General features: G+C 61.0%; 23 protein-coding genes. 16 read left to right on the top strand and 7 right to left on the bottom strand.

Going from position 1 to position 24178, the window contains the following annotated elements:
* The first annotated feature begins 29 nt into the window (after positions 1–29).
* The 9 genes from rpsP to recJ all read left to right on the top strand — a co-directional run bounded on the left by rpsP (position 30) and on the right by recJ (position 8498).
* The gene (rpsP, locus tag ACESMZ_RS05210) at positions 30–272 is read left to right on the top strand and encodes a 30S ribosomal protein S16 (protein ID WP_372955959.1); all 243 of its coding nucleotides are present in this window, start codon (positions 30–32) and stop codon (positions 270–272) included.
* 21 nt (positions 273–293) lie between these two features.
* Positions 294–821 (top strand): ribosome maturation factor RimM, encoded by a 528-nt coding sequence (gene rimM, locus ACESMZ_RS05205; protein WP_372972308.1) that lies wholly within the window; start codon positions 294–296, stop codon positions 819–821.
* 2 nt (positions 822–823) lie between these two features.
* Entirely contained in the window at positions 824–1570 is a 747-nt protein-coding gene (gene trmD, locus ACESMZ_RS05200; RefSeq protein WP_372972307.1) for a tRNA (guanosine(37)-N1)-methyltransferase TrmD, read from the top strand.
* 40 nt (positions 1571–1610) lie between these two features.
* Positions 1611–1967, top strand: a complete 357-nt coding sequence (rplS, locus tag ACESMZ_RS05195; protein WP_372955962.1) for a 50S ribosomal protein L19 — start codon at positions 1611–1613, stop codon at positions 1965–1967.
* 151 nt (positions 1968–2118) lie between these two features.
* The gene (xerD, locus tag ACESMZ_RS05190) at positions 2119–3033 is read left to right on the top strand and encodes a site-specific tyrosine recombinase XerD (protein WP_372972314.1); all 915 of its coding nucleotides are present in this window, start codon (positions 2119–2121) and stop codon (positions 3031–3033) included.
* A 118-nt stretch (positions 3034–3151) separates the two neighbouring features.
* The gene (locus tag ACESMZ_RS05185; RefSeq protein ID WP_372972306.1) at positions 3152–3913 is read left to right on the top strand and encodes a DsbC family protein; all 762 of its coding nucleotides are present in this window, start codon (positions 3152–3154) and stop codon (positions 3911–3913) included.
* A gap of 95 nt (positions 3914–4008) precedes the next feature.
* On the top strand, positions 4009–5310 hold the full coding sequence (locus ACESMZ_RS05180; protein WP_372972305.1) for a homoserine dehydrogenase: 1302 nt from the start codon (positions 4009–4011) through the stop codon (positions 5308–5310).
* 11 nt (positions 5311–5321) lie between these two features.
* Positions 5322–6722, top strand: a complete 1401-nt coding sequence (gene thrC / locus ACESMZ_RS05175) for a threonine synthase (protein ID WP_372972304.1) — start codon at positions 5322–5324, stop codon at positions 6720–6722.
* A 42-nt stretch (positions 6723–6764) separates the two neighbouring features.
* Positions 6765–8498, top strand: a complete 1734-nt coding sequence (gene recJ / locus ACESMZ_RS05170; RefSeq protein ID WP_372972303.1) for a single-stranded-DNA-specific exonuclease RecJ — start codon at positions 6765–6767, stop codon at positions 8496–8498.
* A gap of 24 nt (positions 8499–8522) precedes the next feature.
* Here recJ and lnt read toward each other — a convergent pair whose 3' ends face one another.
* The 5 genes from lnt to miaB all read right to left on the bottom strand — a co-directional run bounded on the left by lnt (position 8523) and on the right by miaB (position 13840).
* Entirely contained in the window at positions 8523–10052 is a 1530-nt protein-coding gene (gene lnt, locus ACESMZ_RS05165; RefSeq protein ID WP_372972302.1) for an apolipoprotein N-acyltransferase, read from the bottom strand.
* Entirely contained in the window at positions 10042–10890 is an 849-nt protein-coding gene (locus ACESMZ_RS05160) for an HlyC/CorC family transporter (RefSeq protein WP_372955968.1), read from the bottom strand. Before ACESMZ_RS05160 ends, lnt begins: the two co-directional genes overlap by 11 nt.
* Positions 10887–11360, bottom strand: a complete 474-nt coding sequence (ybeY, locus tag ACESMZ_RS05155) for an rRNA maturation RNase YbeY (protein WP_372955969.1) — start codon at positions 11358–11360, stop codon at positions 10887–10889. Before ybeY ends, ACESMZ_RS05160 begins: the two co-directional genes overlap by 4 nt.
* Positions 11357–12337, bottom strand: coding sequence for a PhoH family protein (locus tag ACESMZ_RS05150; protein WP_372955970.1), 981 nt, complete (start codon positions 12335–12337; stop codon positions 11357–11359). The genes ybeY and ACESMZ_RS05150 overlap by 4 nt, the downstream gene beginning before the upstream one ends.
* A gap of 156 nt (positions 12338–12493) precedes the next feature.
* On the bottom strand, positions 12494–13840 hold the full coding sequence (gene miaB, locus ACESMZ_RS05145) for a tRNA (N6-isopentenyl adenosine(37)-C2)-methylthiotransferase MiaB (protein ID WP_372955971.1): 1347 nt from the start codon (positions 13838–13840) through the stop codon (positions 12494–12496).
* Between the two features lie 168 nt (positions 13841–14008).
* On the opposite strand from miaB, the gene trmH reads away from it, so the two are divergent.
* Complete coding sequence (gene trmH / locus ACESMZ_RS05140; RefSeq protein ID WP_372972301.1) at positions 14009–14716, top strand: tRNA (guanosine(18)-2'-O)-methyltransferase TrmH; 708 nt, start codon at positions 14009–14011, stop codon at positions 14714–14716.
* A 54-nt stretch (positions 14717–14770) separates the two neighbouring features.
* Here the strand turns inward: trmH and ACESMZ_RS05135 are convergent, their stop codons facing one another.
* Both ACESMZ_RS05135 and queG read right to left on the bottom strand, forming a co-directional pair.
* On the bottom strand, positions 14771–15787 hold the full coding sequence (locus tag ACESMZ_RS05135) for a nucleoid-associated protein (protein ID WP_372955973.1): 1017 nt from the start codon (positions 15785–15787) through the stop codon (positions 14771–14773).
* A gap of 75 nt (positions 15788–15862) precedes the next feature.
* Positions 15863–16927 (bottom strand): tRNA epoxyqueuosine(34) reductase QueG, encoded by a 1065-nt coding sequence (gene queG / locus ACESMZ_RS05130; RefSeq protein ID WP_372955974.1) that lies wholly within the window; start codon positions 16925–16927, stop codon positions 15863–15865.
* Between the two features lie 117 nt (positions 16928–17044).
* On the opposite strand from queG, the gene ACESMZ_RS05125 reads away from it, so the two are divergent.
* The 6 genes from ACESMZ_RS05125 (at position 17045) to hfq (ending at position 23999) form a co-directional block, all read left to right on the top strand.
* The gene (locus ACESMZ_RS05125) at positions 17045–18631 is read left to right on the top strand and encodes an NAD(P)H-hydrate dehydratase (protein ID WP_372955975.1); all 1587 of its coding nucleotides are present in this window, start codon (positions 17045–17047) and stop codon (positions 18629–18631) included.
* The gene (gene tsaE, locus ACESMZ_RS05120) at positions 18624–19136 is read left to right on the top strand and encodes a tRNA (adenosine(37)-N6)-threonylcarbamoyltransferase complex ATPase subunit type 1 TsaE (RefSeq protein ID WP_372955976.1); all 513 of its coding nucleotides are present in this window, start codon (positions 18624–18626) and stop codon (positions 19134–19136) included. Before ACESMZ_RS05125 ends, tsaE begins: the two co-directional genes overlap by 8 nt.
* Before the next feature lie 67 nt (positions 19137–19203).
* Entirely contained in the window at positions 19204–20568 is a 1365-nt protein-coding gene (locus ACESMZ_RS05115; protein ID WP_372955977.1) for an N-acetylmuramoyl-L-alanine amidase, read from the top strand.
* Between the two features lie 88 nt (positions 20569–20656).
* Positions 20657–22582 carry a DNA mismatch repair endonuclease MutL gene (gene mutL, locus ACESMZ_RS05110; RefSeq protein WP_372955978.1) on the top strand — a complete coding sequence of 642 codons (1926 nt, stop codon included), beginning with the start codon at positions 20657–20659 and terminating at the stop codon, positions 22580–22582.
* Positions 22582–23589, top strand: a complete 1008-nt coding sequence (miaA, locus tag ACESMZ_RS05105) for a tRNA (adenosine(37)-N6)-dimethylallyltransferase MiaA (protein WP_372955979.1) — start codon at positions 22582–22584, stop codon at positions 23587–23589. Before mutL ends, miaA begins: the two co-directional genes overlap by 1 nt.
* 158 nt (positions 23590–23747) lie before the next feature.
* Complete coding sequence (hfq, locus tag ACESMZ_RS05100; RefSeq protein ID WP_091849152.1) at positions 23748–23999, top strand: RNA chaperone Hfq; 252 nt, start codon at positions 23748–23750, stop codon at positions 23997–23999.
* Positions 24000–24178 lie beyond the last annotated feature (179 nt).

Genomic DNA, 24178 nt, shown 5'->3' with positions numbered 1-24178 from the left:
TCGTACAACTGAACAGGATATTGGTCGAAATGGTAACAATCCGTTTGGCTCGTGGCGGCGCCAAGAAGCGTCCTTTTTACCACTTGGCAGTAACCGACAGCCGTAACGCCCGTGATGGTCGTTTCATCGAGCGTGTGGGCTTCTTCAACCCGGTAGCCCGTGGTCAGGAAGAGCGTCTGCGTGTTGACCAGGAGCGCGTGCAGTACTGGATCAGCCAGGGTGCGCAGCCTTCCGAGCGTGTTGCTCAGCTGCTGAAGGCCGCTGCCAAGTAAGCGTTTTACCGGGGACCTGGCATGACACAGCATCCACAGGAAACTGTGATCGGCCGGATTACCTCGGTTTTCGGGGTCAAGGGATGGCTGAAAGTCTATTCCTACACAGACCCCGTTGACGGGATTCTGAACTACCGTAACTGGACACTGGTCCACGAAGGCAAGCGTATCCCGGCAGAGCTTGAAGCCGGTCGGCGTCATGGCCCCGGTATTGTGGTCAAGCTCAAGGGTATTGACGATCGTGACCTGGCACAGACCTACGGCGGAGCCGAAATAAGGGTTCCGTTGTCGGAGCTGCCGCCATTGCCTGAAGGTGAGTACTACTGGCATCAGCTGGAAGGGCTCAGCGTGGTCACAACAGAGGGTGAGCGCCTTGGCAGGGTGCACCACCTGATGGAAACCGGCGCCAACGACGTACTGGTGGTCAGGGCGGATGACGCCTCCATTGACCAGCGTGAGCGGCTGATTCCCTACCTTCCGGACCAAGTGGTTACGGAGGTGGACCTGGCTGCTGACAGGCTCGTTGTCGACTGGGATCCGGAGTTCTGAGGGTGTGGGTTGGCGCAGTCAGCCTGTTCCCCGAAATGTTTGGTGCGGTCACCGACTACGGGATTACCGGCAGGGCAGTTCGTGAAGGGTTACTGACCTTTCGCAGCTGGAACCCCCGGGAATTTACCCATGACCGGCATCGCACTGTGGATGACCGGCCTTATGGCGGCGGCCCCGGTATGCTGATGAAAATTCAGCCCCTTCGGGATGCTATCCACGCTGCCCGCGAGGAAGCACCGGGTAAGGCCTGTGTGGTTTACCTCTCACCCCAGGGTGAAAGGCTGGATCAGCAGGTGGTGGAGTCGCTGGCTTCACAGGACAGTCTGATTCTCGTGGCGGGTCGCTACGAGGGTGTGGACGAACGCCTGATCTCGACGGAAGTCGATCGGGAAGTGTCGCTGGGAGATTTTGTTCTCTCCGGTGGCGAACTGGCGGCCATGGCCGTCATCGATGCGGTTACACGCTTCATCCCCGGAGCGCTGGGTCATGCGCAGTCAGCGGAGCAGGATTCCTTTGCTGACGGTCTGCTGGATTGTCCGCACTACACCCGGCCCGAAGTCTATGAGGGTCAGGCGGTGCCGGATGTATTGTTAGGCGGTCACCACGAACAGATCCGGCGCTGGCGGCTCAGAGAGTCGCTGAGGCGAACCCGGGAGCGACGCCCCGACCTGCTGGAGCAGCGGGTGCTGACGGACGAAGAGCGTGAGCTGCTGGACGAGATTTTAAACGAACCGGGTGCCTCTGATTGAATCAGGGCATTATGAGATTGGGTATCAGGAGCACATAACGATGAGTGGTAAGAACGACATCATCAGTCAGATTGAAGCGGAGCAGATGAATCGGGAAATCCCCGAGTTTGCCCCGGGCGACACAGTGGTTATTCAGGTTCGCGTAACCGAGGGTAACCGTGAGCGTCTGCAGGCCTTTGAAGGCGTGGTTATCGGCAAGCGTAACCGCGGTATGAATTCCTCTTTCACCGTACGCAAGGTCTCCTACGGTGTGGGCGTTGAGCGTACCTTCCAGACCTTTTCCCGTCTGATTGACAGCATCACTGTCAAGCGCCGCGGTGACGTTCGCCAGGCCAAGCTGTACTACCTGCGTGAGCTGTCCGGCAAGGCTGCGCGGATCAAGGAAAAGCTGGGCTGATCTCGGCACGGTAGTCATGTCTGCAGGCAGGGCGGTGCCAGGTTTGCGGGTGTAGAAGAAGGGCGGCTCCGGCTGCCCTTTTTCGTGTCCGGATGTTCGATGAACCCACGACGGAGGCTATCGGGTGGCTGAACGGGTCAGCAGAAAACCCCTGCGGGATGACGATGAACGCCTGATCCAGCGGTTTCTGGATGCGCTCTGGCTGGAGGATGGGCTGGGGGAAAAAACCCGCTCGGCCTATGGCAGCGATTTGCGCCTGTTGTCCGCCTGGCTGGCAGACCGGCCGGGTGCGCCGGCCCTGTCGCAAGCCGGCCGTCAGCACCTGCTGGATTGGATATCCTCGGCGTTTGTGCAGGGCCGCAAGAATGCCACAGCGGCCCGCCGCCTGTCGGGGTTGCGTCGGTTCTATCGCTATCTTTTGCGGGAACAGCTGGTGATAGAAGATCCGACCCTGCGAATCGAAAGCCCTCATCTTGCTCGCCGACTGCCTGATACCCTATCCGAGGCTGACGTGGAGGCGCTGCTGAATGAGCCGCTGGGGCAGCAGATTCAGGATGAGCGGCTGGAGCTGCGTGACCGCGCCATGCTGGAGATCCTGTACGGTTGTGGGCTACGGGTCAGTGAGCTGGTGTCATTGCGTGTGGACCAGGTCAATATCCGGCAGGGAGTAATCCGGGTAACCGGCAAGGGGGATAAGGAACGCCTTATTCCCATGGGCGAGGAGGCTGTGGACTGGCTGCTCCGGTACATGAATGAGGCGCGGGGCGAGCTATTGCGGGGCAGGGTGTCGGATGACCTGTTCCCGGGGAACCGGGGCACGGCAATGAGTCGCCAGGCTTTCTGGTACCGAATCCGCCACTATGCCGGTCGGGCGGGTATCCGCAAGAAGCTGTCGCCCCATACCCTGCGCCATGCCTTCGCAACCCACCTGCTGAATCATGGTGCCGATCTGCGGGTCGTGCAGATGTTGCTAGGGCATGCAGATCTGTCAACGACCCAGATATATACCCATGTAGCCCGCCAGCGCCTGCAGGACCTGCATCACACCCACCACCCCCGGGGCTGAACTTTTTCACTGTCGTTCAGTCACAATCCGGTCAGTGAACAATTGCCCCCGGGGCATGGCTTTGGTCTACTGAGCGCCGAATCCTCAATCCATCCCTTTTGATAAAGCAGGGTTATCCATGAAGCAACTGTTATCCCTTGTCCTGCGTGGTAAGTCCGTCAGCTTGGCAGCCGGCCTGGTGCTGGGCCTGATCATAACGGTCCCCCAGGCTGCAGCGGACACCCCGGAAGAAATCATTACCAAGCGGCTGAATGAGGCGGTCCCGGGCCTGCGGGTCGATGCGGTACAGGAGTCCGCCGTGCCTGGTCTTTACGAGGTGCGGACGAACAACCGCGACATGATCTACGCTACCGAGGACGGTGAGTACATTGTTGCCGGAGAGATGCTTCAGCTGACCGATAATGGCGTGGTCAACGTCACCGAGAAGGCCCGGTCCGGTGAGCGGGCAAAGACCATGGCCGCCTTCGGTGAGGAAGGGTTGATCACCTACCCGGCCGACGGCGACCAGAAGGCGGAGGTCGATGTGTTTACCGATATCGACTGTCCCTATTGCCGCAAGCTGCACGACGAGATGGGCCGGCTTAACGAGCTGGGCATTACCGTGAACTACTATGCCTTCCCTCGCTCCGGACCGGGAACACCGTCGTTCGCCAAATATGAATCTGTGTGGTGCGCCGAGGACCAGCTGGCTGCCATGGATCAGGCGAAGGCCGGTGAGACTGTCCCCGACGCCAGCTGCGACAACCCGGTGGAGGAGCAGTACCAACTGGGCCGCGAGGTGGGTGTCACCGGGACCCCGGCCATCCTGACGGAAGATGGCAACATGATTCGTGGCTACGTACCGGCAGACAAGCTGGCAGAAGGTCTCGGCCTGCTCTGAACCCGTGCCCGATATTGACCGGGTGGTGCTGTTCTGAGACCGGCTAATCGGTATACTAGGCCCCCATATCATTAATCGGGCATTGAGGTGGAAGCTTGAAAGAAGTCAGGGTCGGAATCTGCGGCTTGGGGACCGTCGGTGGCGGAACGTTCAATGTGCTGGCCAGAAATGCCGGCCTGATTGCCGGTCGTGCCGGTTGTGCCATCCGCACGGTACGGGTAGCCACGCGCACCTGGCGGGATGACATTGATCTTGGCGATATTTCCTTCAGTACCGACATCATGGACGTGGTCAACGACCCGGATGTGGATGTGGTTGTCGAGTTGATCGGCGGCTATGAGACCGCCCGAGAGCTTGTCCTCGCAGCCATCGCCAAGGGCAAGCATGTGGTCACAGCCAACAAGGCGTTGATTGCCGTCCATGGCAACGAGATCTTTGAAGCGGCCGCCGAGGCGGGAGTTGCCGTTGCCTATGAGGCGGGTGTGGCCGGTGGTATTCCCGTTATCAAGGCGATCCGTGAAGGCATGGCAGCCAACCGCATCGACTGGCTGGCCGGTATTATCAACGGTACCGGCAACTACATCCTCACGGAGATGCGCAAGGGGCGCCCCTTCAATGAGGTGCTGCAGGAGGCCCAGGACCTGGGTTACGCGGAAGCCGATCCGACGTTCGACGTGGAAGGTGTCGATGCCGCCCACAAGCTCACCATCATGGCGTCGGCCAGCTTCGGTGTGCCCCTGCAGTTTGACCGGGCCTACACCGAAGGGATCTCCCGCCTGACACCCTATGACATTGCCCACGCCGAACTGCTGGGTTACCGGGTCAAGCACCTGGGCATCGCTCGCCGACGGGAAGGCGGCATTGAACTTCGGGTTCATCCCACGCTCGTACCCCAGAGCCACCTGATTGCCCAGGTGGACGGCGTCCTTAACGCGGTACTGGTGGACGGAGATGCCGTGGGTCAGACCATGTACTACGGCCCGGGTGCCGGCGACGAGGCCACCGCCTCTGCCGTAATTGCCGACATTGTTGATGTGGCCCGTACCATCCAGGCCGGAGGCCAGGGAAGGGTGCCCTATCTCGGCTTCGCACCGGAGGCCATCGAGGACCTGGAAGTGTTGCCCATGGAGTACACCCAGTCTGCCTATTACCTGCGTATCCAGGCCCTGGACCGTCCGGGCGTGCTGGCCAAGGTGGCGTCCATCCTCAGTGAGCATGGCATCAATATTGAGTCCATCATGCAGAAGGAATCCGAGGTCCATGATGGCCGGATTCCGGTGATCATCCTCACCCATACGGTACAGGAGCGCCAGGTCAACCAGGCCATCGAGGAGCTGGAAGCCCTGGACGAAGTGGATGACCAGGTGGTCCGCATCCGCGCAGAAAACTTCAACTGACAGGTAAGCACGTGAGATACATCAGTACACGGGGTGAAGCACCCGCGCTGGGCTTCGAGGATGTCCTGCTGACCGGCCTCGCCACCGACGGCGGGCTCTATGTACCCGAGTCCCTTCCTCATTTCAGCCTTGAGGAAATTCGCAGCTGGCGGGGTCTGTCATACAGCGAGCTGGCATTCAACATCATGCACCCGTTCGTTGACGATGCCATTCCGGAGGAGGATTTCCGGAAAATGCTGGACGAAACCTACGGAGTTTTTGCCCACAAAGCAGTAGCGCCGCTGGTTCAGCTGGATACCAATGAGTGGGTGCTGGAACTGTTCCGGGGGCCGACCCTGGCGTTCAAGGACTTCGCCCTTCAGCTACTGGGCCGCTTGCTGGACTATGTGCTGGCGAAGCGTAATGAACATGCTGTGATCATGGGGGCTACCTCCGGAGATACCGGTTCGGCGGCCATTGAGGGCTGTCGTCGCTGCGAACACGTGGACATCTTCATTCTCCATCCGCACCAGCGGGTCTCGGAAGTGCAGCGCCGTCAGATGACGACGGTCCCCGGCGATAACATCCATAACCTGGCCATCGAGGGTAACTTTGATGACTGCCAGCGTATGGTGAAGGCCAGCTTTGGCGACCAGTCGTTCCTCGGTGGCAAGGCACGGCTTGCGGCGGTGAACTCCATCAACTGGGCAAGGATCATGGCCCAGATCGTGTACTACTTCCAGGCCTCGCTGGCACTGGGCGGGCCGGATCGGTCCATGGCATTTTCCGTCCCTACCGGTAACTTCGGGGATATTTTCGCCGGTTACCTGGCGAAGAAGATGGGACTGCCCGTCTCTCAGCTGGTGATTGCCACCAATCGCAACGATATCCTGCACCGGTTCATGAGTGGTAACCGCTACGAGCAGCACCAGTTGGAGCACACCCTGTCTCCGAGTATGGACATCATGGTGTCCAGTAACTTCGAACGCCTGTTGTTTGATCTCCACGGCCGTGATGGTGCGGCGGTGAAGCTTCTGCTGGAAAACGCGGCCAGGGGGCCGGTCAGCATAGAGGACTACCGCTGGCGCCATGCCCGCAAGCTGTTTGATAGTGACGCGGTGGACGATAAGGCCACCTGCGAAACCATCCGTCAGGTCTACGACGAGAACGAGTACCTGCTGGACCCCCACACAGCAATTGGTGTCAAGGCTGCTCGCAGTTGTCGCCGGGACCCGTCCGTACCCATGATCACCCTGGGTACTGCGCACCCGGCCAAGTTCCCGGATGCGATCGCCGAGGCCGGTCTCACAGTGAAGCCTCAGCTGCCGGCTCATATGGCCGATCTGTTTGAGCGGGAAGAGCGTTACACCGTGCTCGATAACAACCTGACCAACGTTCAGGCGTTCATGGCCAAGCACTGGAAATATGCCTGACCTGTGTAGTTGGGGCGCCCTCCCGGGGCGCCCGGAGTTGCTATGACCCCCAGAAAGATCCTGCGACGCTCCGGCCCCCAAACGGTATCGGAGTGGGGCCAAGACCTGCCTCCACTGCTTCGCCGCCTATATGCCGGAAGGGGGGTGACCTCTGACGAAGAACTGGCCTATACCCTCAAGCACCTTGCTTCCCCCATGACCCTGCGGGGTATTGACCGGGCAGTGGCCCTGCTTGCTGACGCCATCGAACAGCAGCAATCTGTGCTGATACTTGGCGACTTCGATGCCGACGGCGCGACCAGCACGGCCGTTGCCATGCTTGGGTTGTCCATGATGGGGCTGGGCGATGTGGATTTCCGTGTGCCCAGCCGGTTTGCCGATGGCTATGGCCTGACGCCGGGTATCATTGAGCGGCTGCTGGAAGAAGGTGCGGAGCCTGATCTCCTGCTGACCGTCGATAACGGCATCTCCGCTCACGAGGGCGTTGCCGCCGCCCGGGCCGCTGGCATGAAAGTGGTGGTCACGGATCACCACCTCGCCGGAGACAGCCTTCCGGACGCCGATGCTATTGTCAATCCCAATCAGCCGGGGTGTCCTTTCCTGAGCAAGAATGCCGCCGGCGTTGGCGTCATGTTCTATGTGCTTACTGCCCTGCGCAAGCACTTGCGCGAGGCCGGCCGGCTGCCTCAACCAGAGCCCAACCTTGGCAGTCTGCTGGACCTGGTGGCCCTGGGTACCGTGGCCGACGTGGTCCCCCTGGATCACAATAACCGGATATTTGTGGAGCAGGGCCTGCGGCGAATCCGCCAGGGCCTGGCGCGACCAGGTATTCTGGCGTTGCTGGAAGTTGCGGGTCGGGACCATACCGCGATCAGCTCCACTGACCTTGGCTTTGTGGTGGGCCCTCGCCTGAATGCGGCGGGCCGGCTGGATGACATGAGTATCGGTATTGCCTGCCTGTTGGCGGACGATCCGGATGACGCGCGGCGCCTGGCGCGGGAGCTGGACACGTTCAACCGGGAGCGCCGGACCATTGAGCGGGAGATGAAGGCCCAGGCCCAGGAACTGCTGGCTTCCATGTCACTGGACCTGGAAGGGCTGCCCTGGGGGCTCGCCTTGTTTGACCCGGACTGGCATCAGGGCGTGATCGGTATCCTGGCGGCCCGGATCCGGGAGCAGACCCACCGGCCGACCATCGCCTTTGCGCCGGATGATGACGGTGTTCATATCAAGGGATCGGCCCGATCGATCCCCGGTCTCCACATCCGTGATGCCCTTGCGGCGGTGGATACGAGGCACCCCGGGCTGTTGAAGAAGTTTGGTGGTCACGCCATGGCCGCGGGAATGACCATCGAGCGCGACGAACTTGAGCGCTTCGGTCGGGCCTTTGACCAGGTGGTTCGAGATATGCTGACACCAGAGGATCTGGAGGCGGCTATCGTCACCGACGGGCCATTGAGCGCGTCGGAAATGAGCCTTGAAACCGCGCACCTCCTCAGGAAAGCAGGACCATGGGGGCAGCATTTTCCGGAGCCCCTGTTTGACGGTGAGTTCCGGGTCATCAGCCAGCGGGTCGTGGGGGAGAACCATCTGAAGCTGGTATTGCAGCCGGCGGAGGGGAGCCTGGTGGTCGATGGTATTGCGTTCAATACCGGCCCGGAAGTGCCGGACTTCACCCGTTGCGGCGCCCGGGTGGTGTACAAGCCGGACGCCAACACCTTTCGCGGGCGCACCAGCCTGCAGTTGCTGATCGACTACCTGGAACCCTGCCGCTGATCGGAAGGGCTCCGGCCCGGACGGTCATCGGTTTTTGGGGATCACCCGCTCGCGCACGAACACGATCAGGATAGCGACCAGCGTCAGCACCGGCCAGGACCCCGTCAACATGAAGGGTGTATTACCGCTGGCTGTGTGTAACTCGCCCCTGAGTAGCTCCCGTTCGAACTGGGGAATACGTCCGCTGACCTGGCCTTTTTCATCGATCACAGCGGTCACGCCGTTGTTGGTGCCCCGCAGCATGTAGCGGCTGGTTTCCAGGGCTCGCATCCTGGCCATCTGCAGGTGCTGATGGGGGCCGATGGAATCCCCGAACCAGCCATCGTTACTGATGGTGACCAGCAGGTTGCCCCGGCGTGCGTTCATGGCCACGAAATCCGGATAGGCTACCTCGTAGCAAATCGCCGGCATCAGCCTGGCCTCGCCGGCGGCCAGGGGCTCCTGGTATTTCGGCCCCGGGCTGAAGCTGGACATGGGCAAGTCGAAAAACCCGATAATGCCCCGTAGCCACTGCTCCAGGGGCACGTATTCTCCGAATGGCACCAGTTTCTGCTTGTGGTATACGCCGTCGCCCCTGTCGCCAATGGCCAGTATGGAGTTGTGGTAGGTGTAGCCCTCCCGGTCGGCGCTGTAGGTGTACCAGGGGATGCCGCTGATGAGCACACTGTCGTCGCCAAGCTTTGAACGAATATGCTCGATGATCGGCCCCGCCTCGTCCTGGGTAATGGGGATGGCAGTTTCCGGCCACAGGATGATGTCCCGGCCCCAGTCTTCTTCTGTCAGTCCCAGGTAGACCACCAACTGGTCCCTGAGAAAATCCGGATCCCATTTGATCTGCTGGGGAATGTTGCCCTGCATGGTGGCAAAGGTCAGCGGCTCGTCACTGACCTGGGTCCAGGGGACACGGTTCAGGGCCGGGCCGGCTAGCCAGAGGGCCAGCGTGCAGGCTGCGAGAATGCCGGTAGCCGTGTTGCGACGACTCCGGGCCAGGCCGTAGATTGCATACAGTGCAGCACCGGTGCCTGTAACGATCAGGGTGACACCATGCACGCCGGCCAGTGGTGCCCAGCCCGCCAGGGGGCCATCCACATGGGCGGTGCCCAGGTAGAGCCACGGGAAACCGGTCAGCAGCCAGCCGCGTATCCAGTCGGTCAGTACCCAGACCGCCGGAAACAGGATCAGACGGCGTACGGTGCTCTCTTTCGCCAGCTTCCCCCAGCACCAGAACGCAATGCCGTGCACCAGCCCGAGGCCAGCCACGAACAACGCCATCAGCACCACAGCCACAGGAATAGAGGTGTTGCCATGCTCGCTGATGCTGATATAGATCCAGGTGACGCCGGACGCGAACAGTCCCAGGCCGGTCAGCCAGCCTGAAACAAACAGCTGCCGGGGTGACTGGAACAGGGTCACGGCAATAATCAGTGCAATGGATACCGGCCCCAGCCACCACCATTGCCAGGGTGAGAGGGTCAGCGTCTGCAGTGCGCCGGCAACCAGCAGCACCAAAGCCCCGGCCCAGCGGGGTGCTCGGGCCAGCGGGTTACTCAACATCGTCCCGGGTCACCTGCAGTAACCGGATAACCCGGTTGTCGGCGTTGGCAATGGTGAAGGTAAAGCCGTAGAAACTGATGGTTTCGCCCCGGCGGGGGAGGTGGCCGAATTCCTTGAGGACGACTCCGCCAATGGTGTCGAACTCCTGTTCGTCCATATCTGTACCGAAGAACTCGTTGAAGTCCTCTACGGAGGTGACCGCCTTGACCGCCCAGGAACCGTCACCATGGGGTTTGATGTTGGTTTCCTCATCAAAGTCGTGCTCGTCCTCGATCTCGCCAACAATCTGTTCGAGTACGTCCTCGATGGTGATCAGGCCAGCGGTGCCGCCGTACTCATCCACCACAATGGCCATGTGGTTGCGGGTTTCCTTGAATTCCTTGAGCAGCTGGTTCAGGCGTTTGCTCTCGGGCACAAAGGTGGGCGGACGCAGAATCTCGCGAATCCGGTTCCAGTTGAGTTCGTTGTTCAGGGCCAGGGGCAGCAGGTCCTTGGCCAGCAGCACGCCGATTACGTCATCCTGACTGTCGCCAATGACCGGGAAGCGGCTGTGGGCAGAGTCGATGATTTCCTTGAGAAAGGCCCTGGGTTCCTGGGAGGCCTTCACGGTCACCATCTGGGAGCGGGGGATCATGATTTCGTCGACGCGCATGTCGATAACCTGCATGGCACCTTCGATGATGCTCATGGCATCGGTGTCGATAATGTTGTGTTCTTCGGCGTCGCGAAGGATCTCCAGCACGTCCTCGACGGACTCAGGCTCGCTGGAGAAAGCCTGGGATATTCGCTCCAGCCAGGACTTTCGGTCCTGGCCGCGACTCGACTGATCGTCGCTCATGAGTGTGGTTCCGATTCCTCTGTCTCGTAGGGGTTGTTATAGCCAAGTTCGGCCAGCAACCGGATTTCCAGGGCTTCCATGACCTCGGCGTCAGCATCTTCAATATGGTCGTAGCCTTGAAGGTGCAGCATGCCGTGGATAATCATGTGAGCCCAGTGTGCTTCAGGTGTCTTGTTCTGTTCGGTGGCTTCCCGGGCCACCACCGGCGCGCAGATCACCAGATCACCGGCCAGAGGCACTGTTATACCGGCTGGCGCTTCAAATGGGAAGGACAGCACGTTGGTGGGCTTGTCCTTGCCGCGGTACTGGTGGTTCAGTTCCCGGCTCTCGCTTTCGTCTACCAGGCGCAGGGTCACTTCGGAATCGCGGTCCTGTTGCCAGCCGGCCCGTGCCCAGCGAATCAGGGCGTCATCCCCGGGCAGTGCGTCATCTTCGATAACCCGCTGGACATCCACGGTCAGCTGGCTCATACCGGTTCGCCGTCCCCGAAGTCGTCGTAGGCTTCCACAATGCGCTGTACCAGCGGATGGCGAACCACATCGGCGGACTCGAATCGGGTAAAGCCAATGCCCGAAACCTTGCTGAGTACGCTCGCCGCATGGATCAGGCCGGAGTTCTGGCCCCGGGGCAGGTCCACCTGGGTGGTGTCGCCGGTAATCACGGCTGTCGAACCGAACCCGATTCGGGTCAGGAACATTTTCATCTGCTCGCGGGTGGTGTTCTGGCTCTCGTCGAGGATAATGAACGAGTTGTTCAGTGTGCGCCCCCGCATGAAGGCCAGGGGTGCGATCTCGATGACGCTTTTTTCGATCAGCCGGGTCACCTGTTCAAAGCCGAGCATTTCGTAGAGGGCGTCGTACAGGGGGCGCAGGTAGGGGTCGACCTTCTGGGCCAGGTCGCCGGGCAGGAAGCCCAGTTTTTCGCCGGCTTCCACGGCCGGGCGCACCAGCAGGATGCGTTTGACCTGTTCGTCCTTGAGGGCTTCCACGGCGCAGGCCACCGCCAGCCAGGTCTTGCCGGTGCCGGCGGGGCCAATGCCGAAGTTGACGTCGTGGTTACGGATGTTATGGACGTACTTCTGCTGGTTCTTGCCCCTGGGCCGGGCCTGGAGCTTGGGTGTTTTGATGGCGATCTGGTTGCCGTCCCACTCCGAGGCTTCGGGCATGCGCTCGAAGCCGGATTCCCGGATGAACAGGTGGACCGTTTCCGGGCTGATGTCGTCGGTGGCTTCGGTTTCCCGGTAGAGATGGCGGATGACCTCGGTGGCGGCGGTGGCATTTTCGGGCGCGCCTTCGATGCGGAAGTGGTGGCCACGGCGGCCGATGCGGACGTTCATGCGGCGTTCGATGTGTTTGAGGTGTTCGTCAAACTGGCCGCACAGTACAGTCAGCCGGCGCTGGTCTGCCGGGCTCAGATCAAATTGTCTTGCTTCGGTGGTTGTAGTCAATCTTTCCTCTGTATTCCTGAAACGGGGGCTGGTCGCGCCGCGGGGTGGTATTTCTTCCGGAAAAAGAACTCGCTTTGCCTTCTACGCGCAACCCGACACCTTTTTGTGCAGAAATACCACCCCGCACCACGACCGATCAGACTGTGATCCTCACCCTCAGTATAGTTCGTCATTTACCGGAATCCCTCTGAGAGAGTTCGGTAACGCTTCCTTGATTTCCACATCGATAAAGTGGCCAACCACCTCAGGGTTCTCGTGGCGGAAGTTGACGATGCGGTTGTTTTCGGTACGACCGGCATACTCGCCCGGGTCTTTCTTGGACAGGCCGGTGACCAGGATGCGCTGGGTGGTGCCCACCATCTTGCGGCTGATGTCCATGGCCTGCTGGTTGATGCGCTGCTGCAGGATTGCCAGTCGCTGTTTCTTGACGTCCATCGGCGTGTCGTCCGGCAGGTCGGAGGCCGGGGTGCCCGGGCGGGCGCTGTAGATGAAGCTGAAGGACACGTCGAAGCCGATGTCGTTGATCAGCTTCATGGTGTCTTCGAAGTCCTTGTCGGTTTCCCCGGGGAAGCCGATGATAAAATCAGATGAGAAGCTGATGTCGGGGCGGATCTTGCGCAGGCGACGCAGCTTCGACTTGTATTCGATCGCCGTGTGGCCGCGCTTCATGGCCGCCAGGATGCGATCGGAGCCACTCTGGACCGGCAGGTGCAGGTGGCTGACCAGCTCCGGTACACGCTCGTAGACCTCGATCAGTGCGTCCGAGAACTCCACCGGGTGCGAGGTGGTGTAGCGGATGCGGTCGATGCCATCAATGGTGGCGATAACTTCGATGAGCTCAGCCAGGTCCATGGTGTCGCCGTCGTGGGTTTCGCCCCGGTAGGCGTTGACGTTCTGGCCCAGCAGGTTGACTTCCCGCACGCCCTGGCTGGCCAGGTGGGCGACTTCCACGATGACGTCGTCCACCGGGCGGCTGACTTCCTCGCCACGGGTGTAGGGCACGACGCAGAATGTGCAGTACTTGCTGCAGCCTTCCATGATGGAAACGAAGGCAGAGGGGCCGTCCGCACCTGGCTGGGGCAGGTTGTCGAATTTCTCGATTTCCGGGAAGCTCACGTCAACCACGCCCACGCCGTTACCTTTGGCCTTGATCTCGGTGATCATGTCCGGCAGGCGGTGCAGGGTCTGGGGGCCGAACACCATGTCCACGTAGGGTGCCCGGTCAATGATGGCCTGGCCTTCCTGACTGGCAACGCAGCCGCCAACGCCGATGATCAGTTCCGGCTTGTGCTTTTTGAGACCCTTCCAGCGGCCGAGTTGGTGGAAGACCTTTTCCTGGGCCTTTTCACGGATGGAACAGGTGTTCAATAGCAGGATATCGGCGTCTTCCGGGGTGTCGGTCATTTCCACCGCTTCGCCGGTCCTGAGCAGGTCCGCCATACGGGCGGAGTCGTACTCGTTCATCTGGCAGCCGTGGGTCTTGATGTAAAGCTTCTTGGCCATGGGTCTCAACTAACCTGGTGAATTCGGCGCCTGCGGGACGCTGGCAGAATCGGACCGCGTATTATAACGGTGTGGCTATTCATCAACCACCGTTGTCTCGGTTAGTTGGTAGTCATTTGTGGTAAAGTGCCTGGCTTTTACGGCAACCATGCAGTAGAAGACCTGACCATGACCCCCGAACGCCTCGCCCGTATCAAGCAGATCCTGGATACCCGCCAACCCGACCTCAGTGTGCTGACCGACCAGGTCCACAAGCCCCGTAATCTGTCCGCCATTATTCGTTCCTGTGATGCCTTTGGGCTGGCCAATATGCATGTGGTGTGGCCCAAGGAGGGCTTCCGGGCGTTCCGCAAGACGGCCGGGGGCAGTTATAACTGGGTTCGCACTCACACCCATCCCACCATGGACGAGGCGGTTGCCTCACTGAAGGCCAGTGGCCACAAGCTCTATGCTGCGCAGCTGTCTGAGCGGGCGGTTGACTATCGGGAGGTTGACTATACCGTGCCCTGCACGGTCATCATGGGCAACGAGGTGGATGGGGTCAGCGCGAGCGCCTCAGACCAGGCCGACGAGCACATCATTATTCCCATGATGGGTATGGTGGAGTCACTGAACGTGTCATCGGCCTGTGCCATTATCCTGGCCGAGGCCCAGCGGCAGCGAAAACTCGCCGGCCTGTTCGACCAACGACGACTGCCGGACGACGACTACATGCGGTTGCTGTTCCAGTGGTGCCAGCCCACGGTCAAGCGCTATTGCGACGACCGTAACCTGCCGTACCCGCCCATTGATCCGGAGACCGGTGAGTTAATCGACGGGGTCGGATGGATGAATGAGGTACGGCGGCAGCGGCATCCTGAGCTTATCCAGGATTAACCGCAGAATTCGCCGAAAAAGCCAAAAGGATCTGCCACGGCAAAACTGGTCTGTTCAGCCTTCCCGGTCCTCCAGATAACGCTGCAACTGCTCCCGCAAGGCCTTGGGCAGGCGGGTGATGGTGAGGGCGTCCTTGTCGCGGTCATAGTAGACCGCCTGGTTGACCAGGTCAGACGAGAACGACACGCTCATGCCGCCACCGGAGCCGGCGATGCGTACCAGCTTTTTCACCTTGCGGTGGTCCGGGTGCAGTACGCCACTTTCCGGTATTTCGGCAGCCTGAGCAGCGAACTCCCGGAAGCGTTCGGGCTGGCTTTCATCCAGGTACCCCGATAGGGCGCCAATTTCCACGGGTTCGCCCAGGGCGTGCTGCTCCTTGCAGAACTCGTAGGCCTTTGCCCGTACCTCGCCGGCTTTCTCCGGTTCCGACGATTTGGCGAACGCTTCTACCGCATCCAGGAAGGTGACGGTTTCCTTTTCCACGTCCACCTGGTTGGTGAAGCCGCAAAGTCGGATAAACAGGTCGCCGCCTTCTCCAGTGCCGCGGCCATGGACCAGGGTCAGGTGGTTGTCGCTGCCGTTGTCGCCCAGCCAGTCGTCCAGCTCAATGCGCAGCGCCAGATTAAGGCGGGACAGGCTGAGTACGTCAGTGGCATCAAGGGCCTGGTTACTGTCGAAACGCATGGCGCTGTCGCTTTCCAGTACCAGCAGGTAGGCCGCTTCGCCATCGGCCAGGGCTTCGTGGACCAGCATCAGGTGACCGGAGAATTCTTCCTGGGCGCTGTCCAGAAGCTCCTTGAACTGGCCGAAAAGCCGGTCTGTCAGCGACGCGAACGACTGCTTCTCTTCCATGTAGTCCTTCAGCCAGGCGCTGAAGGGGTGTTCACCGATGTCTTCGGAAAAGCGGCCGTATTTCTTGCCCGGCTTGCTGTTGAACAGGCGTTTCATCTGCTTGTGCAGCATCTCGTAGTCGCCACCGGGCTCCTGCAAGGGCGCTCCGGCCTGCAGCCGGGCGGGCTGTCCGGGCTGGTACTGGCTGGCATAGGCGGTTCTCAGATGCTTGATGGCCATGGTACGGATAGTCCTGCTGATGATTCCGGGAAGTGAGGGGCGGATTTTGCCATGGATGGCAGGGCAAGGGACAGGTTATGTTCGGTCGGTGATACCGTGACGCTCCAGGGCCCACTGAACATGCTCCCGGACCAGCTCGGACGGGTGCCCGGTCCTTGATTTAAGGGCCTCTATGACCGGAATGGTGGAGGGGGCGTTGCCCAGTCCCACTGCCAGGTTACGTAACCAGCCCTCATAACCGGTTCGCCGGATGGCAGACCCCTCGGTGCGCCTGAGGAACTCTTCCTCGGTCCAGCGGAACAGTTCTGCCAACGTACTGTTGTCCAGGTTGTGCCGGGGGCTGAAGTCCTCTTCCTGTGTCGGCTTGCTGAAGCGGTTCCAGGGGCAGGCCAGCTGACAGTCATCGCAGCCGAACACCCGGTTGCCCATCAGTGGACGCAATTCCTCGGGTATGGAGCCTTTCAGCTCGATGGTCAGGTAGCTGATACAGCGGCGGGCATCCAGCACGTATGGTCCGGCAAAGGCGTTTGTAGGGCAGGTGTCCAGGCAGGCGGTACAGCTGCCGCAATGGTCTTTCTCAAAAGCTGGCGTCACCGGCAACGGGGCTGAGGTGAAGATCTCGCCGAGAAAAAAATAGGAGCCGGCTTTCGGGTTCAGCACCAGGGTGTTCTTGCCGATCCAGCCCAGACCGGCCCGCTGGGCGAGGGCCTTTTCCATGACCGGCGCGCTATCGGTAAAGGCCCGATAGTCGTGACCGTCCAGTTCCGAGTCGATACGTCTGGCCAGGTGGGTCAGGCGCTTGCGGATCAGCTTGTGATAATCGCGCCCCAGCGCATAGCGGGTAATGTAGGCTTTTTCCGGGTCACACAGGACCTGTTGAGGGTTATCCGGCGCGTTCCGGTAGTCCATGCGCACGGATATGATTCGTTCTGTACCGGGCACCAGGGAGGTTGGCGTATAGCGTTTGTCACCATGATGGCCCATCCACTCCATCTCTCCGTGCATGCCCTGCTCCAGCCATTGCTGCAGGCGTCGGCCATGGGGGCCGGTTTCCGGGCTGGTGATGCCGATATCGCTGAAGCCCAGTTCCCGGGCCCACTGGCGAATACGGGCAGGGAAATCTTCGAGTGCAGAGGTCATGGATCAGAGTTACTATTGGTTAAAGTGTGGCCGATGCCCGGATTTTGCTATGCTTAACAGCTAACTGGCAAAAACAGTTAAACTGAATTCTTGAAATGTGACAGGTTCTGGCCCGTTATGCCGACAACCCACAGCTTAACAGAATCACTCTTCACTGCAGATGGTGTGCAGGCCCTTGATCGATTTCTTATTGAAGATCAGGGTGTTGATGGCTATGAACTGATGCAGAAAGCGGCCCGGGCAGCCTTCCGGCAGCTGCTGCGGCACTGGCCGGATGCGCCGTCAGTGCTTGTGTTCTGTGGCGCTGGCAACAACGGGGGAGATGGCTATCTGGTGGCCCTGAATGCCCTGCGCCAGGGTCTGGCAGTAGAATGTATCGCTGTTGCCGATCCGGACAAGCTCTCGGGTGATGCCCGCCGAGCCTGGCGGGATGCCCGGAACGGTGGTGTGCCTGTGCGCCACTGGCAGGCCCTTGCAGTGGATGATCAGGTCCGGCTTTTCAGCGATTCGCCGGTGGTTGTGGATGCCATGCTGGGGACCGGGGTGCGCGGCCAGCCCAGGGCGCCCTTTGACAGCGTTATCCGTCAGGTTAACGCCAGCCATTGCCCGGTGCTGGCGGTGGATGTTCCGTCCGGGCTCGATGCCAGCTGCGGTGTGGCCGAGGGTGACGCGGTGAGGGCTGACATGACGGTCACCTTCATTGGCCAGAAACTGGGCCTGTTGACGGGGCAGGGCCCCCATTTTGCCGGCAAGGTTGTCCATGACACACTGGGCGCCGGGCAGCTCTGCGATACCTTCCCGGTGGCGGCGGTTGCGTCGTTAGCCAGCTGGAGTCTTTGCCAGGATTGGCTGCCGCCGCTGTCCCGTTCAGCTCACAAGGGCAGCTTCGGGCACGTTCTGGTGGTGGCCGGTGATCGCGGCTTTGGCGGGGCCGGGCTGTTGGCGGCAGAGGCGGCAGCTCGCAGCGGGGCGGGGCTGGTCAGCCTGGCCACCCGCCCCGAGCACGTGGCTCCTGCCCTGTCGCGATGCCCTTCGCTGATGGTTCGGGGTGTGGTTCATGGCAACGAACTGGCGCCACTTCTCGACAAGGCCGATGTGGTGGTATGCGGGCCAGGGTTGGGGCAGTCCGCCTGGGGCCAGCAGATGCTGCAGCAGGTACTGGAATCCGGCAAGCCCCGTCTGCTCGATGCCGACGCCCTGAATCAGCTCGCGGACAGGTTACCGGTTCACTCGGATCAGCAGGTCATCACGCCCCACCCCGGAGAGGCGGCCCGCCTGTTATCCTGCTCTGTCAGGGATATCGAGGCAGACCGCATCGCCGCGGTGCGCACGCTGCAGCAAAGGTTTGGCGGCGTGGCCCTGCTGAAAGGGGCTGGCACCCTTGTCTCCGGGCGGGATCAGCTACCGGTGCTGATAGCAGGTGCCAATCCCGGGATGGCTACCGGCGGTATGGGGGATGTGCTATCCGGTATTCTCGGAGCGTTCATGGTCCAGGCCGCCAAAGCACAGGATATGACGTTTGCTGACGGGGTGATTCTCGGCGCCTGCCTGCATCTGGCAGCCGCTGACTCGGCTTCGCTGAGCAAGGGCTACCGGGGATTGTTACCGATGGATGTGATCGAAGCGCTGCCGGGAGTGCTGGCCGCCGCCGAGCCCCGTTTCGGAAAAACCGGGGACACGCCCGGGGAGGTATCGGATGACTGAGCAGTCTTTCTGGCTGGCGGACGAGGCAGCTACTATCGCAGCGGGTAAAAGTCTTGCAAATGCGGTGAAGTCGGTGGCGTCCGGTGCGGGGATTGTTATATTCCTCCATGGCAACCTGGGTGCCGGCAAGACCACCTTCAGTCGCGGCTTCATCCAGGGGCTGGGGCATCGGGGTGCGGTAAAAAGTCCGACCTACACTCTGGTGGAGCCTTATGAACAATTGCAGCCAGCCACCTGGCACTTTGACCTCTATCGCCTGGGTGATCCCGAAGAGCTGGAGTTCATGGGTATCCGGGATTATCTGACCCCCGGCAACCTGTGCCTGGTGGAATGGCCCGAGCGTGGTGAAGGTATTCTTCCTGTGCCGGATCTGGAGATCACGCTGACCCCGAAGCAGGGTGGCCGGATCCTGATGCTCAAGCCCCGCAGTGAGACAGGGGGGGAGTTGCTGAGCCACCTGGCAACAGGTAATAACGGTTTCGCCGCCGAAGCAGAGCGGCTGTAAACAAAGACGGACCATGGGTGCAACTGGTGAAATCGCAGATCGGCACACTGGAACTGAGGGGCCGAATATGACAACAACAGGTATGGTTACAAGTCTCTGGCTCAGGCTGATGCTGCCGTTCGTCGCGATGGTGCTCACTGCCGTGCCGGTCCAGGCCACCACCGATGTAGAGGGGGCCCGTATATGGCCGGCCCCGGATCATACGCGCCTGGTATTCGACACCCGTTCGCCAGTGGAGCATACGATCTTCAAGCTGGAGAATCCCGACCGGCTGGTGATTGATATGAAGGGTGCCAAACTCAAGGCCAGACTGGACCAGCTGGACCTGAAAGACAGCCCGGTGCGCCGGATTCGCAGTGCTGCCCGCAATGGCAACGACCTCAGGGTGGTGCTTGACCTGAGCAAGGACATCAAGCCCCGTAGTTTTCAGCTTGAGCCGAACCAGCAGTATGGGCACCGGCTGGTGATTGACCTGATCGAGGAAGACCGGGAGTCCCTGAAGGACATGACCAGGCCCATCGTCCGTGAGGACACGGGCAGTAAACGGGATATTATCGTGGTGATCGACGCCGGGCATGGTGGCGAGGACCCCGGCGCTATCGGGCCTTCCGGAACACGGGAGAAGGACGTGGTACTGGCCCTCGCCCGTCGGCTGGAAAAGCTGATCGACAGCAAGCCCGGCTATGAGGCCCGACTGACGCGTACGGGGGACTACTTTATTGACCTGCGTCGTCGCACATTGCTGGCAAGAAAGCACAAGGCGGACCTGTTTGTGTCGGTTCATGCCGATGCGTTTCATAGCCCGCAGCCGCGAGGGGCGTCGGTATTTGCCCTGTCCCAGCGGGGAGCGACCAGTGAGACCGCCCGCTGGCTTGCCCGCAGCGAAAACCGATCTGACCTGATCGGGGGTGAGGGCGGCGTTACCCTGGGTGACAAGGATGACATGCTTGCCGGTGTACTGCTGGACCTGTCCATGACTGCCAGCATCAACGCCAGTGTGGGGGTGGGCGACTATATCCTCAAAAAGCTTGGCGGCGTCACCCGGCTGCACAAGTCCGGTGTGGAGCAGGCGGCATTCGCCGTACTCAAGTCCCCGGATATGCCCTCCATCCTGGTGGAGGCCGGGTTTATCTCGAACCCGCAGGAAGAGAAGAACCTTCTCAGCTCGGCCCATCAGGACAAGGTCGCCCGTGCGGTGGTCGAAGGTATCGATGATTATTTCAATACATTGCCGCCACCCGGAACCCTGCTTGCCTGGCAGAAAGGCCAGCGCGGTGGTTCTGCCGGCAGTGAATACCGTGTGCAGCGGGGAGACACGCTCTCTGCAGTGGCGCGCCGGAACCAGGTCAGCGTGGAGGCCATCAAGCGAGTCAATGGGCTGACCGACGATGTGGTGATGGTAGGGCAGACCCTGCAGATTCCTAGCTCGTGATGAAACGGGGCGGCTGCCGCCCCGTTGAATCTGTTATCATCCGGCAGTCAATTTCGTCATTCATTGATTCCCGGAGCCCGATTCCTCCATGCCTTCCATCAAGCTGCTGTCACCCCGGCTGGCCAACCAGATCGCTGCCGGGGAGGTGGTCGAACGCCCCGCCTCGGTCCTCAAGGAACTGGTTGAAAACGCCCTGGACGCCGGGGCCCGCCGCATCGATGTGGACGTGGAGCAGGGAGGTGTTCGTCTGCTCAGGGTGCGGGATGATGGGGTCGGAATTCCCGAGCAGGAGTTACCGCTGGCACTGAGTCGTCACGCGACCAGCAAGATCGCCACCCTGGACGACCTTGAGGCAGTTGCATCCCTGGGCTTCCGGGGGGAGGCGCTGGCGAGCATCAGTTCTGTGTCCCGGCTAACCCTGACCTCCCGCACCGCCGAGCAGGAAGCCGCCAGCCGGGTGGAGGTGGAAGGGCGTGACATGGACGCCCGGGTTTCACCGGCAGCCCACCCTGTGGGCACCACCGTGGAAGTGCGGGACCTGTTTTTCAACACTCCGGCCCGCCGCAAGTTTCTGCGCACAGAGAAAACCGAATTCGGCCATGTGGAAGAGGTTCTGCGGCGCCAGGCCCTGGGCCGGTTCGATACCGGGTTTACCCTTCGCCATAACCAGAAAGTGGTTCACAGTCTGCGGCCGGCGGAAAGTGACCTGGACCATGAGCGCCGTATCGGTGCCCTGTGTGGGCAGAAATTTATCGACAACGCCGTGGTCATTGACGCTGAAGCCACCGGTCTCAGGCTCCGGGGCTGGGTGGCCCTGCCCACCTTCTCCCGCAGCCAGTCAGACCTGCAGTATTTCTTTGTCAATGGTCGGGTGATACGCGACCGCCTGGTGGCCCATGCGGTACGCCAGGCCTACCGGGATGTGCTTTATAACAACCGGCATCCGGCCTTCGTGCTCTATCTTGAGCTGGACCCGGCCAACGTGGATGTCAACGTGCACCCCACCAAGCACGAAGTCCGCTTCCGGGACGGGCGTCTGGTGCATGATTTCATTTTCCGAACCCTGCACCGGGCCTTGGCGGATGTGCGGCCGGACGATCATTTCCGGGGTGCCGTTGCCCAGTCCCTTGGTCGCGATGCCGGCGGCGATAGTCTGCAGCCATCCCCGGCAGTGTCCGACGGGGAATACCCGGCGACAGCTGGATACAGCGCCCCGGGATCCGGCGGGACATTCCGTGGTGACGGCAGTGCGCAGCCACAGTCGCCCTGGGCGGCCCAGGACCAGATGGCGTTTTATCGGTCTCTCAGTGAGGGTGGTGGACCCGCCCGGCCCGGAGACGCGCCGATAGAGCCCCAGCCACGGGTTTATCCCCGGACAGAGCCGACCCCGGCCATGGGCGCCGCGACCGCCGAAGAAGGCGAAAACGGCGAGCCGCCGCTGGGCTATGCCATCGCGCAGCTGCACGGTATCTATATCCTGGCCCAGAGCCGCCAGGGCATGATCATTGTTGACATGCATGCTGCCCACGAACGCATCACCTATGAACGCATGAAGCGTGCACTGGAGGCCCAGGATCTGACCAGTCAGCCCCTGCTGGTGCCGGTTTCCGTAGCAGTGAGTCAGAAGGAAGCCGCCCTGGCGGAGGAGTGTGCCGGCGACCTGGCCACCCTTGGGCTCATGGTTGAGCGTATCGGCCCCGAGACCCTGGCGGTTCGGCAATTACCCGCGCTACTCCGGGGTGCCGACGCGGAACAGTTGCTGAGGGATGTGCTGGCGGACCTGATTGCCCATGGCCAGAGTGATCGTGTCGAGGCCCAGACCCACGAACTGCTGGGCACCATGGCTTGTCACGGCTCGGTCCGGGCAAATCGCCAGCTCACCATCCCCGAAATGAATGCGTTGCTGCGTGACATGGAGGCCACCGAGCGTAGCGGCCAGTGCAACCACGGCAGGCCAACCTGGACTCTGGTAACCCTGCCGGAGCTGGACAAGCTGTTTTTGCGGGGCCGCTGATGAGCAGCCCTGCCCGCCAGGCGCCCCTGGCCATCCTGCTGATGGGCCCTACTGCCTCTGGCAAGACGGACTTGGCCATGGAGCTTTGTGAGCACCTGCCCTGCGATATCATCAGCGTCGATTCGGCCATGATTTACCGGGGTATGGACATCGGTACTGCAAAACCGACCCCGGAAGAGCTGGCGCGGGCTCCCCATCGCCTGATCGACATCTGTGACCCCGCGGAAACCTATTCGGCGGCGGATTTCCGCCGGGACGCGTTGCGGGAGATGGGCGCCATTTCCAGTGCCGGTCGCATACCTTTGCTGACCGGTGGCACCATGATGTACTTCAAGGCTTTGTTACAGGGGATGGGTGATCTGCCCGCAGCCAGCCCGGAGGTCCGGCAGGAGCTGCAACAGCTGGCGGTCAGCGACGGCTGGGAGGCACTTCACCGTCAGCTGGCCGAGGTGGACCCGGTGGCGGCAGAACGGGTTCACCCGAACAACCGCCAGAGATTGCTGCGGGCGCTGGAAGTCTACCGGATGACCGGCCGCCCCATCTCATCGTTCTGGCAAAGCGGGACAAATATCAAGGATTACCCGTATTCGACGGACTGGCAGGCAGACGCCGCTCACCGGCTCCCGTATACTGTGCTCCAGTTTGCTTTGGCGCCACCACAGCGACAGCAGCTGCACGATCGGATCCGGATGCGTTTCCACGCCATGCTGGAGCAGGGTTTTGTGGAAGAGGTCAGGGGCCTGATGGCCCGTGGTGATCTGACTCCGGACATGCCCTCCATGCGGTGTGTGGGCTATCGCCAGGTCTGGTCCTGGCTCGCCGGCGAGGGGCACTACCAGGATATGGTGGAGCAGGGTATCGCTGCCACCCGGCAATTGGCCAAGCGCCAGCTGACCTGGTTGCGAAAATGGCAGGATGTGACCTGGCTCGACACTGGTGCCGGTGAAAATCTCGCCATTGCCTTGAAAAAACTCGAATCTCACACCACATTGAAGTCGGGGCGCTGAGGATCAGGGCCTCAGGCTTTGCCGGAGGTTCACCGGGAACTTCGCAGGAGGTATCCGGTCCCGATTGGCTGCTGACCTGGCATTGGTTAATGCTGGTGGGTTTTGCGGCTGTAACACAACGACGATCTGCACTATCAGAAAAATACAGGAGAAATAACATGTCAAAAGGGCACTCTCTACAAGACCCTTACCTCAACGCACTGCGCAAGGAGCGTATCCCGGTATCCATCTTCCTGGTGAACGGTATCAAGCTTCAGGGCCAGGTAGAGTCCTTCGACCAGTTTGTCATTCTGCTGAAGAACACGGTCAGTCAGATGGTGTACAAGCATGCGATTTCCACCGTCGTACCTGCCCGGAATGTTCGCATTCCCCAGCAGAATCCGGCCGGAGAAAATGAATCGGAAGACTGACAGCACCCCAGGGTTATGTCGTCAGACCCGCACAGGCTGACCAGGTTATGCTGGTTTGGGTTGTGCGGGTTTTTACATTGTTACTCGCTGAATTATCGCTTTGGTGGTGATCATGGGCCGGATGACCGCCGGCAGTAGCTCACCATCGCGGCAATCCGCAAAGACGGGAGAAAGCCTGA

Origin of the sequence: Marinobacter sp., assembly GCF_041690615.1 — a bacterium.
Classification (GTDB): Bacteria; Pseudomonadota; Gammaproteobacteria; order Pseudomonadales; family Oleiphilaceae; genus Marinobacter.
This window is presented reverse-complemented; position numbering and strand designations above follow the sequence as displayed.